Annotated in this window: 14 protein-coding genes; 12 read left to right on the top strand and 2 right to left on the bottom strand. The window is 68.8% G+C overall.

Annotated features, from left to right (window positions below):
* The first annotated feature begins 62 nt into the window (after nucleotides 1-62).
* The 4 genes from EV652_RS13405 (at nucleotide 63) to EV652_RS13390 (ending at nucleotide 3,689) form a co-directional block, all read left to right on the top strand.
* On the top strand, nucleotides 63-281 hold the full coding sequence (locus EV652_RS13405) for a hypothetical protein (RefSeq protein ID WP_132209420.1): 219 nt from the start codon (nucleotides 63-65) through the stop codon (nucleotides 279-281).
* Nucleotides 278-631 carry a GntR family transcriptional regulator gene (locus EV652_RS13400; protein WP_132209419.1) on the top strand — a complete coding sequence of 118 codons (354 nt, stop codon included), beginning with the start codon at nucleotides 278-280 and terminating at the stop codon, nucleotides 629-631. Before EV652_RS13405 ends, EV652_RS13400 begins: the two co-directional genes overlap by 4 nt.
* 96 nt (nucleotides 632-727) lie before the next feature.
* The gene (locus EV652_RS13395; protein WP_132209418.1) at nucleotides 728-1,435 is read left to right on the top strand and encodes a VOC family protein; all 708 of its coding nucleotides are present in this window, start codon (nucleotides 728-730) and stop codon (nucleotides 1,433-1,435) included.
* 238 nt (nucleotides 1,436-1,673) lie between these two features.
* Nucleotides 1,674-3,689: a GxGYxYP domain-containing protein gene (locus tag EV652_RS13390; RefSeq protein ID WP_132209417.1), complete on the top strand. Its 2,016-nt coding sequence runs from the start codon at nucleotides 1,674-1,676 to the stop codon at nucleotides 3,687-3,689.
* A gap of 66 nt (nucleotides 3,690-3,755) precedes the next feature.
* Here the strand turns inward: EV652_RS13390 and EV652_RS13385 are convergent, their stop codons facing one another.
* Nucleotides 3,756-4,358 (bottom strand): AMIN-like domain-containing (lipo)protein, encoded by a 603-nt coding sequence (locus tag EV652_RS13385; RefSeq protein WP_199238162.1) that lies wholly within the window; start codon nucleotides 4,356-4,358, stop codon nucleotides 3,756-3,758.
* A 104-nt stretch (nucleotides 4,359-4,462) separates the two neighbouring features.
* On the opposite strand from EV652_RS13385, the gene EV652_RS13380 reads away from it, so the two are divergent.
* The 4 genes from EV652_RS13380 to EV652_RS13365 all read left to right on the top strand — a co-directional run bounded on the left by EV652_RS13380 (nucleotide 4,463) and on the right by EV652_RS13365 (nucleotide 9,606).
* The gene (locus EV652_RS13380; protein ID WP_132209416.1) at nucleotides 4,463-5,260 is read left to right on the top strand and encodes a GNAT family N-acetyltransferase; all 798 of its coding nucleotides are present in this window, start codon (nucleotides 4,463-4,465) and stop codon (nucleotides 5,258-5,260) included.
* 52 nt (nucleotides 5,261-5,312) lie between these two features.
* Nucleotides 5,313-7,742, top strand: a complete 2,430-nt coding sequence (gene secA2 / locus EV652_RS13375) for an accessory Sec system translocase SecA2 (RefSeq protein WP_132209415.1) — start codon at nucleotides 5,313-5,315, stop codon at nucleotides 7,740-7,742.
* Nucleotides 7,743-7,915: 173 nt separating this feature from the next.
* A complete protein-coding gene (locus EV652_RS13370; RefSeq protein ID WP_132209414.1) occupies nucleotides 7,916-9,283 on the top strand; it encodes a replication-associated recombination protein A in 1,368 nt (455 codons plus the stop codon).
* Nucleotides 9,280-9,606 carry a nuclear transport factor 2 family protein gene (locus EV652_RS13365; RefSeq protein WP_132209413.1) on the top strand — a complete coding sequence of 109 codons (327 nt, stop codon included), beginning with the start codon at nucleotides 9,280-9,282 and terminating at the stop codon, nucleotides 9,604-9,606. The genes EV652_RS13370 and EV652_RS13365 overlap by 4 nt, the downstream gene beginning before the upstream one ends.
* On the opposite strand, the gene EV652_RS45225 is transcribed toward EV652_RS13365, so the two are convergent.
* Nucleotides 9,603-10,457: a hypothetical protein gene (locus EV652_RS45225; RefSeq protein WP_242001781.1), complete on the bottom strand. Its 855-nt coding sequence runs from the start codon at nucleotides 10,455-10,457 to the stop codon at nucleotides 9,603-9,605. The two genes, EV652_RS13365 and EV652_RS45225, sit on opposite strands and share 4 nt — an antisense overlap.
* On the opposite strand from EV652_RS45225, the gene EV652_RS45220 reads away from it, so the two are divergent.
* From EV652_RS45220 to alaS, 4 genes are all read left to right on the top strand, one after another.
* The gene (locus tag EV652_RS45220) at nucleotides 10,429-10,581 is read left to right on the top strand and encodes an excalibur calcium-binding domain-containing protein (protein ID WP_132209684.1); all 153 of its coding nucleotides are present in this window, start codon (nucleotides 10,429-10,431) and stop codon (nucleotides 10,579-10,581) included. The two genes, EV652_RS45225 and EV652_RS45220, sit on opposite strands and share 29 nt — an antisense overlap.
* Before the next feature lie 144 nt (nucleotides 10,582-10,725).
* Nucleotides 10,726-11,148 carry a DUF948 domain-containing protein gene (locus tag EV652_RS13355; RefSeq protein ID WP_132209412.1) on the top strand — a complete coding sequence of 141 codons (423 nt, stop codon included), beginning with the start codon at nucleotides 10,726-10,728 and terminating at the stop codon, nucleotides 11,146-11,148.
* Nucleotides 11,145-11,384 carry a DUF6167 family protein gene (locus tag EV652_RS13350; protein WP_132209411.1) on the top strand — a complete coding sequence of 80 codons (240 nt, stop codon included), beginning with the start codon at nucleotides 11,145-11,147 and terminating at the stop codon, nucleotides 11,382-11,384. Before EV652_RS13355 ends, EV652_RS13350 begins: the two co-directional genes overlap by 4 nt.
* A 5-nt stretch (nucleotides 11,385-11,389) precedes the next feature.
* Nucleotides 11,390-14,059 (top strand): alanine--tRNA ligase, encoded by a 2,670-nt coding sequence (alaS, locus tag EV652_RS13345; protein ID WP_132209410.1) that lies wholly within the window; start codon nucleotides 11,390-11,392, stop codon nucleotides 14,057-14,059.
* Nucleotides 14,060-14,069 lie beyond the last annotated feature (10 nt).

The raw sequence follows: 14,069 nt of genomic DNA, 5'->3' as shown, positions 1-14,069 counted from the left end.
CTTGACTGCGACTCTTTGTATCAATACATTTGCTACAAAGAGTCGAAGGGGACGTGGTTCTGGTGGATGTCGTGGGTTGGATGCTGGGGATGACGGCCGCGATGGTCTGGGCGTGGTTCCTCCCGGAAGTCGACCGCGCGGGCCGAGGTGGGCCGGTGGGTCCAGCGCAGACCTGGTTCCAGCGCCGCCAGGCGACTCTGGTCGTCGGTGTCCGGATCGGGATGATGGTGGGCGGCGTGGTTTCGGTGAGCAAGCTCGGGCTGCGGCGGGTGGCCGCGTGATCATCTCGGTCGACCCGGGTGCGGCCAAACCGCCGTACGAGCAGGTGAAAGATCAGATCGACGGACTGATCCGGCGTGGTGAGCTGGCGCAGGGCACCCGGCTTCCGACGGTGCGCCAACTGGCGGGGGAGCTGGGCCTGGCGGTGAACACCGTCGCCCGCGCGTACAAGGAACTGGAGGCCGACCGGCTGGTGGAGACGCGGGGCCGGAACGGGACGTTCGTCCTGGCGTCACGCAGCCGCGTCGACGACGAGGAGACCCGCGCGGCCGCAACGGTATTCGCCCGAGCAGCCCACCGAGCCGGCCTCAGCCGCGCCGAAGCCACAGAAATCCTCCACCGAGCCTGGTGATCTCCCCCCGCACACCCACCGGCTCACCGCCGGCGCAGGATAGGTGAAGCGATGAGCTCGGGCGCTGCGGCTGAATCAGAGCTAGGGTCCCCGTGTATGGACATGCTGAAGGGCGAACAGATCGCCGAGGCCAACCTGACCGACTGGCGTAAGCTCGCCCAGGGACTGCACGCCCGGTACGTGGTCGACGACTTCGGCGCCGGCGCACGGTTCGTCGCCGCGGTGGGCGAGGCGGGCGACGCGCTCGGCCACCACCCGCGCGTGTCGATGGGCAATGGGTACGTCGACCTCAAGCTGGTCACCGACGACGCCATCTACCGCGACGACGAGGGCACCGAACACGTCGTCGAATGGGTGACCCAGCAGGACGTCGACCTCGCGCGACGGATCACCGAGATCGCCGCCGACCACCAGTTCGACGCCGACCCGGCCTCGGTCAGCGATATCGAGCTCGGCCTCGACACGGCGCACTCTGCGACCATCGCCCCGGTGTGGGCCGTCCTGCTGACCGGGAGCGCTGAGGCCCAGGGCCGCGGAACCCCCAGCGACGAAATCCGAGACGCCACGGCACGGGTACCGAATCTGTGGTTCGGGGACGCCGACGAGCACGAGACCCCGCGTCAGCGGTTCCACCTCGAGGTCTATGTGGCGCCCGAAGTGGCCGAGCAACGGATCGCCGCGGCCGTCGCCGCGGGTGGGACCGTCGTCGATGACAGCAACGCGCCCTCGCTCACCGTGATCGCCGACCAGGACGGCAACAAGGGAATCGTCTGCGTCGACGTGTCTGCTGCGAAGAAGAAGTGAAACGCCGACTCGGTTGACCGGCGGTCCGGTGGGTGGGCGGGAGCGCGCGTAGCTGGCGCGACGGTGACTGCGTAGCACGCGTGGGGAGGACAACCCCCAGCCCCCGGAATCACTTGTCCCCGGAAACGATTCCAGATTGCTTGGGTCATCGTTGTAACGAGCTATGTACACGCTGTCTCGACGTTGCTAATCTCCCCGCTGATTTGACATCGATGTCAGCGACAGGGGAGTGGTCACGATGGTCTCGAGACGAACGTTCCTGGCGGGTAGTGGTGCGGTGACGGCAGGCGGGTTCGGGGTCTTCCAGGCCCTGCCCGCGGCCGCTTCCGACAACGCTGCCAATGCTCCGGCCGGTGCGACCCGGCTGTTGCCGCCCTTCGGCCAGCCGGGGCGGTTGCACTACGGCGACGTCAGCAAGCTGAGCGGCGGGGACCAGACCCTGCTGACCACCTTGCAAGGCATCGTCAACCGCACCAAGCCCGAGCTGTACTTCCTCTTCAACCCTGGCGGCCCGGACGGTCCGGACGCCAAGTGGCTGGCGGACATGCGCCTGCCGACCACCCGGTACGACGACCCGCTCGACGTGATCGCGAAGTTCCGGAATCGGATCCGTGGCGCGATCGTCCACGATCCCGCCGTACCGGATTCCCTCAACGTCGCCACCACGTTGGCCGGTCTGGAGAACGCGGTCGTCGCCGACGCCGACCAGGCCAAGGCGCACGGCCTGCGGATCGTGAAGGACCTGCGCGGCGTCTTCGACAACGACCGGGTGAAGACGTACCGCTGGCAGCTGGACAACCTGTTCCCGCGCTGCAACCAGAAGCTGCTCACCGGCCTACCGCCGACGATGGTGGTCCAGGTCGAGGACCTCGACTGGCAGGAGATCGCTCGCGAGACCCGGCAGATCCGCGACTCCTCGAACCGCGGGAACTACGACCTCGACGTCTCCGCCAAACTCGGCAAGGAGGCGGTCTACGTCAAGTTCGCGGACTCGTTCGGCGACGACGGCTGGGGTGCGTCGGTGCTGTCGGTGTCGGTCAAGGCCAACGGCACCGAGATCGCCCGGTTCCTGCCGAACACGCCGGAGGAGGCGCCGTACCTGTTCGAGGGTGCGAACTCGTCGATCGGCGGCGAGGGCAACCGGTTCGCCGACGGCGGGAACTACTGGATCTACCGCTTCGCCCCGCCGGCCGGTACGACGAGCCTGGTCATCACCGTCGAGATGTGGAACCAGTACCTGATCACCGCCACCGACACCGCGCCGACCCGAGTCGAGCCGTTCCCGTTCTTCCGCGACTATGTGGTGGCGACCAAGGCCCTGGTGAGTTGGCTGCCGCCGAACGGTCCGACCGGCGAACTGCTGACCGAGCACTTCGACAAGGTTGGGCCGACCACCCCGTACGCCGGCTGGTTCTCGAACGACGTCGCGGGCGAGTGGAGCGGTGTCGACCTCGCGTCCCAGGGCGGTTCGCAGGTGATCCCCGCGGACTTCTACATGAACGGCACCGTGCACTCCGGCTTCACCGCGCCGATCTCGGTCAAGGTCCGGCCGGTACGGCGGCTGGAGCCGAAGAACAAGGTGTACGTCACTCTGACCTTCGGCGAGGGCGACAACGTGCAGTACTGCCAGCGGCGGATGCGCGACATGTGGGACGACCCGCGCCGCGGTGAGGCGATGGTGAACTGGACGATCAGCCCGCTCCTGGCCGAGATCGGTCCCGGCCTGTTCAGCTACTTCCAGCGGACCGCGACGGCCAACGACCTGCTGATCTGCGGACCGTCCGGCGCCGGGTACACCTATCCGGGCTCGTGGCCGGCCGACCAGTTGACCGCCTATCTCAAGCTGTCCGGTGAGTTCATGCGCCGCACCGGCATGGACCTCGTCTACGCCTACAACCATCGGGACGCGAACGGCTGGGTCCCGTTCTCGGAAGAGATCGCCCAGGGCTACAACGACCACACCCCGCTCCAGGGCATCATCCAGTCCTGGGAGGGCGGTGACCTGCTGGTCAAGCGAGGCGGCCTGCCGGTCATCGGGACCTTCGGCGCACCCGGGAAAGCCGCTGAGTACAAGGCGGCCCTGGACGCGCACATCGCTGACTGGGACGGCGCGAGCCCACGCTTCATCGCTTGCGGTATCAACGCCTGGGGCTGGACGCCGTCCGACATCGCCGACCTGGCTCCACTGTTGAAGGACCCGTACGAACTGGTCCTCGGCAACACCTTCTTCGACCTGCTCAACCGCGTGCTGTAGCCGAACAGGAGCGCGGTCGCCCGGGAGGAGGAACCGGGCGACCGCTGGGTGGGGCTTACCGGGGGCTTACCAACGGTGGGCGACGTCGATGACCAGGCGGGAGTTCGAGCCCGGGCCGGGCAGGGTGTAGACGCGGAACGGCAGGCGGGCGCGGACGCCGACGCCGATCGTGGTCTGGCCCTCGAAGCTGCCGGCGTACGCGAGCTGGCGCAACGTGCTGTAGCCGGCGACGTTGGTCAGCTCACGGGGCTTCGCCGGGTTGTACGTCGACCGTCCGTTGTCGTCGTACGCCGGGGCGCGGACGATGACTTGCAGCTTCGCGCCACCGCGCAGCGGGACGAGGAAGCCGGCGCCGTCGGTGTAGACGTTGTTGACGTAGCGGACGTCGTACCCGGGGGCGCGGCCGCGGATGTCGACGACCAGGCGGTCGAAGCAGGCGTGCCGGCCGGTGCGGACGCCGGTGACATGTGCCCCCGTCATCAGATTCTTTGAGTCGGGCAACGATCCCCACCCGGTCGGGCAGGACGCGGCGGCGACGGTTGCCGTCGACGCGGTGCGGGGGGCGGAGGATGAGCCGACCAGGGTCGGCGCGGCGATCGCGGCCGCGGGGATCGCCATGATGGCGACAGCGGCAAGGACCGTCTTGCGAGTGATGTGGTGGATGTTCATGATGGTTCCCCCCTTTGAGGACACTTACTTGGACGACACCAGTTGCCAACTGGTTGACTTTCGAGGCTGGTGATTTCCGGTAGCCGGTCGGGCACGATGTGCAGATGACCCCAGACGAGCTGCTCGAGGTGTTCCACCGCCGGATCCGGCTGCCCGATGCCGACACGATCCCCGGCTGGAAGCAGGAACACGACGGCCTGGTGCATCGGTCGTACGTCGAAGGACCGGACGGTGCCGGGTTCGTCGAGACCCCGCGCGGCCTGGGTGACGACCCGGACGCGGTGATCGCGGCGGAGGTCGCCTTCTTCCGCGAGCGCGGGCTGCCGTTCGAGTGGAAGACCTACGCGTACGACGAACCGGCCGATCTCGGTGACCGGCTGGTCCGGGCCGGGTTCAGCGCGGAGGAGCCGGAGACGCTGATCCTCGGCGAGGTCGACGCGATTCTGGCCCGGCCGTCCGCCTTGCCGTCGAAGGTGCGGCTGCGGGAGGCCGACGGCCCGGCCGACTACCACCGGATCGCCGTACTGATGGACACGCTGTGGCACAACGGGCTGGAGCGGATCGAGGAACGGCTGGCGGCCGAGGCGCGGATGTTCCCGGACCGGCTGTCGGTGTTCCTGGTCGAGGACGCGCTGCAGGGGCCGGACGGGCCGGCGCTGACGGCGGCGTGGGTGCGGTTCCACCCGGGGACGGGGTTCGCCAGTCTGTGGGGTGGCGGGACGCTGCCGGAGTGGCGGCGGCAGGGTTTGTACAGCGCGGTCCTCGCGCATCGGGCCCGGTTGGCGAAGGAGCGCGGGTACGAGTTCCTCCGGGTGGATGCGTCCGAGGACTCCCGCCCGATCCTGCAGAAACTGGGTCTGCACGCCGTCACGACCACCACGCCGTACGCGTGGCGACCCTGACACGCTGACCTGGTGCACGGAACGACACGCCGAGGCTGTACGTTGCCGAATCATGGCACTGAAGATCGCGTCTCGTTTCCGCCGGCTGCTGCAGCGCCCCGGTTCGATCGATCTCGGCCCGTACGAGCGGCTCACCCAGCTGGTCGGCGAGGCGGAGGAATCGGTCCAGGCCCTGACCGACGAAGAGCTCACCGAGGCCGTCGCCGAACTGCGCACCACCGGTGGGCTGCACGAGGACGAGCAGATCGAGTTCCTCGCGCTGGCCCGGGAGGCGGGCCACCGGGCGATCGGTGAGCGAGCCTTCGACGGCCAGGTCGTCGGCGCGCTGGCGATGCTGCAGGGCCGGGTCGTGGAGATGGCGACCGGTGAGGGCAAGACGCTGGCCGGTGCGATCGCCGCGGCCGGGTACGCGATCGGCGGCCGCTCGGTCCAGGTGCTCGCGGTCAACGACTACCTGGCCCGCCGCGACGCCGACTGGATGGGCCCGGTCTACGAGCTGCTCGGCGTGAGCGTGTCGCACATCGGCCAGGCGTCCACGCCGGAGGAACGGCGGACGGCGTACCAGGCGGATGTCTGTTACGCGCCGGTGAGCGAGATCGGTTTCGACATCCTGCGGGACCGGCTCGTCACCGATGTGGCCGACCGGGTCACGGTGAAGCCGGACGTGGCGCTGGTGGACGAGGCCGACTCGGTGCTGATCGACGAGGCCCGGGTGCCCTTGGTGCTGGCCGGCGCGACCCGGACCGAGGAGCTGGACGACGACGTCGTACAGCTTGTCCGGACGCTGCGCGCGGGCGTGGACTACGAGATCGACGGGGACGGCCGGACCGTGGCGCTGACCGACCGCGGTACGGACAAGGTCGAGGAGACGCTCGGCGGGATCAACCTGTACGAGGACGACAACCTCGACCGGCTGACCCAGATCAACGTCGCGCTCCACGCCGAGGTGCTGCTGCGCCGAGACGTCGACTACCTGGTCCGCGACGGCAAGGTCAGCCTGATCAACAACAACCGCGGCCGGATCGCCAAGCTGCAGCGCTGGCCCGACGGTCTGCAGGCGGCGGTCGAGGCCAAGGAGGCCGTGCCGGTCAGTGACTCCGGTGAGGTGCTGGACAGCATCACCGTGCAGGCGCTGGTGACCGGCTACAAGACGCTCTGCGGGATGACCGGTACGGCGGTCGTCGTCGGGGAGTCGCTGCAGGAGTTCTACGAGGTCGAGGTGGCCGTCGTACCGCCGAACAAGCCGAACATCCGGATCGACGACCCGGACCGGCTGTACCTGACCGTCGAGCAGAAGAACGCCGCCCTGGTCGAGCACATCGCCGAGGTACACGAGACCGGCCGGCCGATCCTGATCGGTACCCACAGCGTGGAGGAGTCGGAGCAGCTGAGCGACCGGCTCGAGACGGCCGAGATCCCGCACGTCGTACTGAACGCGAAGAACGACGCCGAGGAGGCCGCGATCATCGCCGAGGCCGGTGTGCCGGGGACAGTGACCGTGTCGACGCAGATGGCCGGTCGCGGTACCGACATCCGCCTCGGTGGGCGGGACGAGTCGCACGACAAGGACAAGGCCATCGAGCTGGGCGGCCTCTACGTGATCGGGACGGGTCTGCACGCGTCGCGGCGGCTGGACGACCAGCTGCGCGGACGCGCCGGCCGGCAGGGTGACCCGGGCGGGTCGCTGTTCTTCGCCAGCCTGGCCGACGAGCTCGTCACCCGGTACTCCGTTTCGTCGGGTCTGCGGCCGAGTCCGGACGAGGCCGGGCGGCTCACGGACCGGAAGTCGATCGGCGTACTCGAGCACGCGCAGCGGGTCGCGGACGGCGCCAACGCGGAGCTGCACCGGACCACCTGGTCGTACCACCGGCTGACCGGTCAGCAGCGGGCGATCCTGCTCGACACCCGCGAGAAGATCCTCACCGAGGACCTGGCCGCCACCGAGCTGGCCGAGAAGGCCAAGGAGCGGTACGACGAACTGGTCGAGGAACTCGACGAGGACGTGGTGAAGGACGCCGCCCGGCGGATCGCGCTGCACCACCTGGACCGGCGCTGGACGGACCACCTGGCGTACCTGGCCGACCTGCGGGAGGGCATCCATCTGCGGTCGCTGGCCGGCGGCATCGTGCACATGAAGCCGATCGACGAGTTCAACAAGTCCGCGATCGCGTCCTTCGACAACCTGATCGCCGACGCGTGGAAGGACGCGGCCGAGACGTTGAAGACGGCCGAGATCACCGCGGAGGGGCTCGACGAGGAGGCCAGCGGTGTGCCGCGGCCGACGGCGACCTGGACGTACCTGATCAACGACAACCCGTTCGGCACCGAGGCCGACCGCATCCTCGGCCGCCTCCGCAACGCCATCAAGCCCGAGTCGGCCGCCCAGTTCGAGGAGATCCCCGCCGAGGAGTTCGACGAAGCCGACCTCCCCGAGGAACTCCGCGAGGCGGACGAGGACGAGCTCCCAGACAAGAAGAAGTAGCCGGCGGGTTTGTGCTGGCGTACCGAACGACGGGTAGTAGTCGGCCGGAGTGCAGGTCTGGTCCTCGTGTCCAGGCGGGGGTGGGTCGGTCCGGCGGCGGTGGAGCCGACCACTACCCGTTCGTCGGTACGGTTCAGGCTTGGAGTGTCGGTGGGGCTGGATAGGCTCTGGGTGTGAGCGATGGGTTGTTTGAGATTCCGGGGGCTGTGGCGCCTGCTCGGGGTGGCGGGAGTTTGGCCGATGTGGATCACACGGCTGCTCCGCTGGCCGTGCGGATGCGCCCGCGCAGTCTGGACGAGCTCGTGGGACAGCAGCACCTCCTCGCGCCCGGCTCGCCGTTGCGACGGCTCGTCGAGGGCGACCAGCCCATGTCGTTACTCCTGTGGGGACCTCCCGGGACCGGGAAGACGACGATCGCGGCGGTCGTCTCCCACCAGACGAACCGCAAGTTCGTGGAGCTCTCGGCCGTCACCGCGGGAGTGAAGGACGTCCGGCAAGTGATCGACGGAGCCCGGCGGGATCTGGCCCGGGCGACCGGGACCGTCGAGACCGTGCTGTTCATCGACGAGGTGCACCGGTTCACCAAGGCTCAGCAGGACGCCCTCCTACCCGGTGTGGAGAACCGCTGGGTCACGCTCGTCGCGGCGACCACCGAGAACCCGTTCTTCTCCGTGATCTCACCGCTGCTCTCACGGTCGCTGCTGCTCACGCTGGAATCGCTCACCGACGACGACATCGCCGTACTGCTGGATCGGGCGCTGACCGACGAGCGTGGGTTGAACGGGGAGTTCGAGCTCGCCGAGGACGCTCGCGACCACCTGCTCCGGATGGCCGGGGGAGATGCCCGGCGGGCGCTGACCTATCTGGAGGCCGCCGCCGGCGGTGCCCGAGCCAAGGAGGCCGAGGTCATCGATCTCAAGACGCTCGAGACGGCGGTGGACCGGGCGGCGGTGCGGTACGACCGGGCCGGGGATCAGCACTACGACGTGGCGTCGGCGTTGATCAAGTCGATCCGGGGTTCGGATGTGGACGCGGCGATGCATTACCTGGCCCGGATGATCGAGGCCGGTGAGGATCCGCGGTTCATCGCGCGGCGGCTGGTGATCTCGGCGAGTGAGGACATCGGCATGGGCGACCCGACCGCACTCGGGGTCGCGGTGGCCGCGGCCGAGGCGGTTCAGTTGATCGGTATGCCCGAGGCCCGGATCAACCTGGCCCAGGCGGTCGTCGCACTCGCGCTGGCGCCGAAGTCCAACGCGGTGATCATGGCCGTGGACGCGGCCATCGCCGATGTGAAGGCGGGCAAGGTCGGCCCGGTCCCATCCCATCTGCGCGACGCCCATTACGCCGGCGCCAAGAAGATCGGCCACGGCTCGTCGTACCAGTACTCCCACGACGATCCGCGCGGCATCGTCCCGCAGCAGTACGCGCCGGACGTGATCGACGGCACCGACTACTACAACCCGACGCGTCGTGGCGGCGAGGCGTCGTACGCCGATCGCGTCGCCAACATCCGCAGGATCCTCCGGGACCGCAAGTGAGCCGTACGACGGACCACGTGGACGCCTTCAACCACGCCGTCACCACCGGCGACTGGGACACCTTCGCCCACCGCTTCGCCGACGACGCCACGATGACGTTCGTGAACGTCCCGGCCGGCCCTTTCCACGGCCATACGGCGATCGCCGCGGCCTACCGCGAGAACCCTCCGACCGAGACCATGACCCTGCTCGACGGTGAGGGCGCCGACCTGGACGCGACCGGGAAAGTCCGATTCCGCTGGGCAGGCGGTGGGACCGGCAGCATGGAGCTGAGCTGGACGCCCGACGGCGCCGTACGGGCACTGACCGTCGCCTTCGACTAGTCGCACGCCGCCACTGTAGGTTGCGGCCGGATACTCACGGTCAGCTTCGACTGCTGCTCAGCGGGGGTCCGTCTTGTGCCGTTGGCACAGGTGGGTAGGCTGCCAGGCGACCTGGGGGTGAAAGGGTTTGCTTTGAGGCAGTTCAACCCGCCACCCGGTTGGCCGGAACCGCCGAACGCGCGGTGGCGACCACCGAAAAACTTCAAACCTCGTCGTTCCTGGCCGAGTCCGCCGGCCGGGTGGGCGTTCTGGATCGACGAAGACGGACAGCCGGTCCGTGGACCGATCGGCCGGTACGGCGGACCGCCCGTGCTGAAGCTCGGCGCACTCGTGGCGACCGTGCTGTCGCTGGTCGGTGTACTCCTCTTCATCCCGTTCGGGGGACGAGACTCGGCGACCACTGTTCCGTCGACCCCGACAGCGCCTGAGAGCACGACCCCATCCAGCGATACGACGACCAGCCTGCCGGTCGGCAAGCCCTTCGGTTCCTCGCCCGACGGGGTCACCGAGGCTCCCACCCAGGCGCCGACGGACGAGCCGGCGCGGCGGAACCCGAGGACAGCGAATCCGGTCACGGGCTGGTTCCCCTCGCCGCAACCCTCGGCGACGCCGGCCGCGCCGAAGCCGCCGTGGTCGGCACCGGCATCACCGACCGAGACCTCGGCGGGGCCGACCCAGTCGACGCAGCCCTCGTCCGCGCCGTCCAGCTCGGCGACGCAGACTGAGCCGAGTGCGACGCCGAGCGAGCCCAGTGCGACGGCAACGGAGCCTAGTGCGACGCCGACCGAGCCCAGCGCGACAGCGACCGAACCCAGCGCAACAGTGCCGTCACCGTCGCCGAGCGCAACCACCTACAAGGACTGCGCCGAGGTCCGCGCCGCCGGCAAGGCGCCCTTGTACCGTGGAGATCCGGGCTACTCCGAGGCGTTGGACCACAACGGCGACGGCGTCGCTTGCGAGAACGGCAGTTCCTGACCGTTGCGCTTCACTGACTGTCGGCAATCAGGGTTTGGTGAGGGACTGTGATGTGGGGGATGGTGTCCTGGAGCGGAGTGTGACGAGGGCGCGCGATAAGGTCGGGCGGTCCACGAGGTCGCAACGGAAGGTGGATCGTTTCCCATGAGCGTCGGTGAAGTAGCGGGGCTGATAGCCGCCTGCGCGCTGCTCATCCTGGTGGGCCTGCTGGCCTATCCGATCCTGAAGCTGGGCAAGGTCCTGGACGAGACCCGGATCATGGTGAAGGGCGTCTCCGACTCGAGCATCCCGTTGCTCGGCGAGGTGACGACTACCGTATCCACCACGAACGCCCAGCTCGCCAAGGTCGACACCATCACCGACAACGCGACCACGGTGACGACCAACGCGGCCGCGCTGATGTCGCTGTTCTCGGCGACCGCCGGCGGCCCGATGGTGAAGGCGGCGGCGTTCACGTACGGCGTCCGCAAGGCGCTCGGTGACAGCCAGCGCAGGGACGTCAGCCGGCGAGTGAAGGAAGAGATGAAGGCCGAACGCAAGGCACGGAAGCGGGGTGACGTCCGGTGAAGCGGATCTTCTGGCTGATCATCGGCATCGCGGTCGGTGTGTACGCCGTGACCCGGCTGAAGAAGCGCGCCCAGGTGCTCGCCCCGGAGAGCCTGCAGGAGTCCGCGGCCAAGGTGGCCGCCGCGATCCGGCACTTCGGCGACGAGGTGCGCGAGGGCATGGCCGAGCGGGAGACCGAGTTGCGCGACGCCCTCGGCATCGACACAACCACAGACACGCGTGAGGACTACCGGTAACACCCATGGAAACCAGTGAGATCAGGCGGCGGTTCCTGCAGTACTTCGAGGACCGGGGTCACACCGTGGTGCCGAGCGCACCACTGCCGTCGCCGGACCCGAACCTGCTGTTCAACGTGGCCGGCATGGCCCAGTTCGTGCCCTACTTCGTCGGCCAGCAGACGCCGCCGTACTCGCGCGCGACCAGTGTGCAGAAGTGTGTCCGGACCCTCGACATCGACGAGGTCGGCAAGACCACTCGGCACGGCACGTTCTTCCAGATGAACGGCAACTTCTCCTTCGGCGACTACTTCAAGGAGAAGGCGATCGAGTACGCCTGGGACCTGGTCACCAGGCCGCAGGGCGACGGCGGTTACGGCTTCGACGAGTCGGTGCTGTACGCCTCGGTGTACTACGAGGACGACGAGGCGATCGAGCTGTGGAAGCGGGTCGCCGGGCTGCCCGACGACCGGATCGTCCGGCTCGGCATGAAGGACAACTTCTGGTCGATGGGCATCCCCGGCCCGTGCGGCCCGTGCTCGGAGATCCTGATCGACCGCGGCCCGGAGTTCGGGGCCGACCGGGACTGGGAGGCGGGCGACCGCTACCTGGAGTTCTGGAACCTGGTCTTCATGCAGAACATCCGCGGTGAGGGTGGCGGCAAGGAGGGCTACCCGATCCTCGGCGAGCTGCCGAAGAAGAACATCGACACCGGTCTCGGCCTGGAGCGGGTGGCGTACCTGCTGCAGGGCGTCGACAACATGTACGAGATCGACGAGATCTACCCGGTGATCGAGCGGGCGTCGGAGCTGAGCGGCCGCAAGTACGGCGCCGAGCTGGTCGACGACGTCCGGTTCCGGGTGGTCGCCGACCACGTCCGCAGCGCGCTGATGCTGATCGGCGACGGCGTGAACCCTGGTAACGAGCAGGGCGGCTACGTGTTGCGCCGGCTGCTCCGCCGGGCGATCCGCTCGATGCGTCTGCTCGGCTACGAGGACCCGAGCCTGGTCGAGCTGCTCCCGGTCAGCCTGGAGCAGATGAAGAAGTCGTACCCGGAGCTGGAGCCCGACTTCGGCCGGATCAGCCAGGTCGCGTACGCCGAGGAGGAGGCGTTCCGCCGGACTCTCACGGCCGGGACGAGCATCTTCGACGTGGCGGTGCGGGAGACCAAGTCCGACGGCGGCGCACAGCTGGCCGGGGCGAAGGCGTTCCAGCTGCACGACACGTACGGCTTCCCGATCGACCTGACCGTCGAGATGGCCGCCGAGCAGGGTCTGCAGGTGGACACCGAGGGCTTCAAGTCGCTGATGAAGGAACAGCGCGAGCGGGCCAAGGCGGACGCGCGCGCCAAGAAGGCCGGTCACGCGGACACCTCGGGCTACCGGGAGCTGCGCGAGAAGGGCGTCACCGAGTTCACCGGGTACCAGGAGCTCGCCTCCGACTCGCAAGTCCGCGGTCTGCTGCGGGAAGGCATGGTCGCGCCGTCCGCCGAGCAGGGCGAGACCGTCGAGGTCGTGCTGGAGAAGACCCCGTTCTACGCGGAGTCCGGTGGTCAGATCGCCGACGAGGGCCTGATCGTCGCCGACGGCGTGAAGCTGAAGGTCCTCGACGTACAGCGGCCGGTCAAGGGCCTGATCGTGCACAAGGTCGAGGTGCTCGAGGGTGTCCTCCAGCCCGGCCTGGATGTGCACGCCGAGGTCGACCACGAGTGGCGGGTGTCCGCGTGCCAGGCGCACTCCGGGACGCACGTCGTCCACGCCGCGCTGCGACAGGTGCTCGGCCCGAACGCGCTGCAGAGCGGTTCGTACAACAAGCCCGGTTACCTCCGGCTCGACTTCGCCTGGTCGTCGGCGTTGGACCAGGCGACCCGGTCCGAGATCGAAGAGGTCGCGAACCTCGCCGTCCGCCAGGACCTGCCGGTGTCGGCGCAGTACATGACGCTGCCGGAGGCCCGGGACTGGGGTGCGCTGGCGCTGTTCGGTGAGACGTACGACGAGCAGGTCCGGGTCGTCGAGATCGGCGGACCCTGGTCCCGCGAGCTCTGCGGTGGCACGCACGTGAAGCACTCGTCGCAGGTCGGTGCGCTGACCGTCACCGGTGAGTCGTCCGTCGGTGCCGGTGTCCGCCGGCTCGAGGCGTTCGTCGGCCTGGAGGCGCTGCGCTACCTCGGCCGCGAGCGGGCGCTGGTCCGGTTGCTGAGCGAGAACCTGAAGACTCGGCCGGAGGAGCTGCCCGCGAAGGTCGCCGACCTGGCCGAGCGGCTGCGGGCCGCGGAGAAGGAGCTCGAGCGGATGAAGGCCGGCCAGGTGCTGGCGGCCGCTGCCGAGCTGGCCGCGAACCCGAAGGACGTCTTCGGAGTCCAGTACGTCGGTCATCGCGCGCCCGACGGTGTGAACGGCGGGGACCTGCGCAAGCTGGCCCTGGACGTGCGTGGCCGGATGGCGGCCGACAAGCCGGCCGTGATCGCCGTACTGAGTGTGAACGACGGTAAGCCCGGTGTGGTGATCGCGCTCAACGACACCGCCCGTGAGTGGCGGCTGAAGGCCGGTGACCTGGTCCGGGTCGCGGCCGAGAAGCTGGGCGGTCGCGGCGGCGGTAAGGACGATGTCGCGCAGGGTGGCGGCACCGACCCGGCCGGTTCGGACGACGCGCTGGCTGCGGTCGAGCACACCATCGGCCAGCTCGTGACGGGCTGATGCGTTCCTG

The sequence above is a fragment of the Kribbella steppae genome (assembly GCF_004342025.1).
GTDB lineage: Bacteria > Actinomycetota > Actinomycetes > Propionibacteriales > Kribbellaceae > Kribbella > Kribbella steppae.
This window is presented reverse-complemented; position numbering and strand designations above follow the sequence as displayed.

Coding starts and splice junctions, on each gene's coding strand:
- EV652_RS13395 (WP_132209418.1), top strand. CDS start 728: ATGGACATGCTGAAGGGCGAACAGATCGCCGAGGCCAACCTGACCGAC.
- EV652_RS13390 (WP_132209417.1), top strand. CDS start 1,674: ATGGTCTCGAGACGAACGTTCCTGGCGGGTAGTGGTGCGGTGACGGCA.
- EV652_RS13385 (WP_199238162.1), bottom strand. CDS start 4,358: ATGAACATCCACCACATCACTCGCAAGACGGTCCTTGCCGCTGTCGCC.
- EV652_RS13380 (WP_132209416.1), top strand. CDS start 4,463: ATGACCCCAGACGAGCTGCTCGAGGTGTTCCACCGCCGGATCCGGCTG.
- secA2 (WP_132209415.1), top strand. CDS start 5,313: ATGGCACTGAAGATCGCGTCTCGTTTCCGCCGGCTGCTGCAGCGCCCC.
- EV652_RS13355 (WP_132209412.1), top strand. CDS start 10,726: ATGAGCGTCGGTGAAGTAGCGGGGCTGATAGCCGCCTGCGCGCTGCTC.
- alaS (WP_132209410.1), top strand. CDS start 11,390: ATGGAAACCAGTGAGATCAGGCGGCGGTTCCTGCAGTACTTCGAGGAC.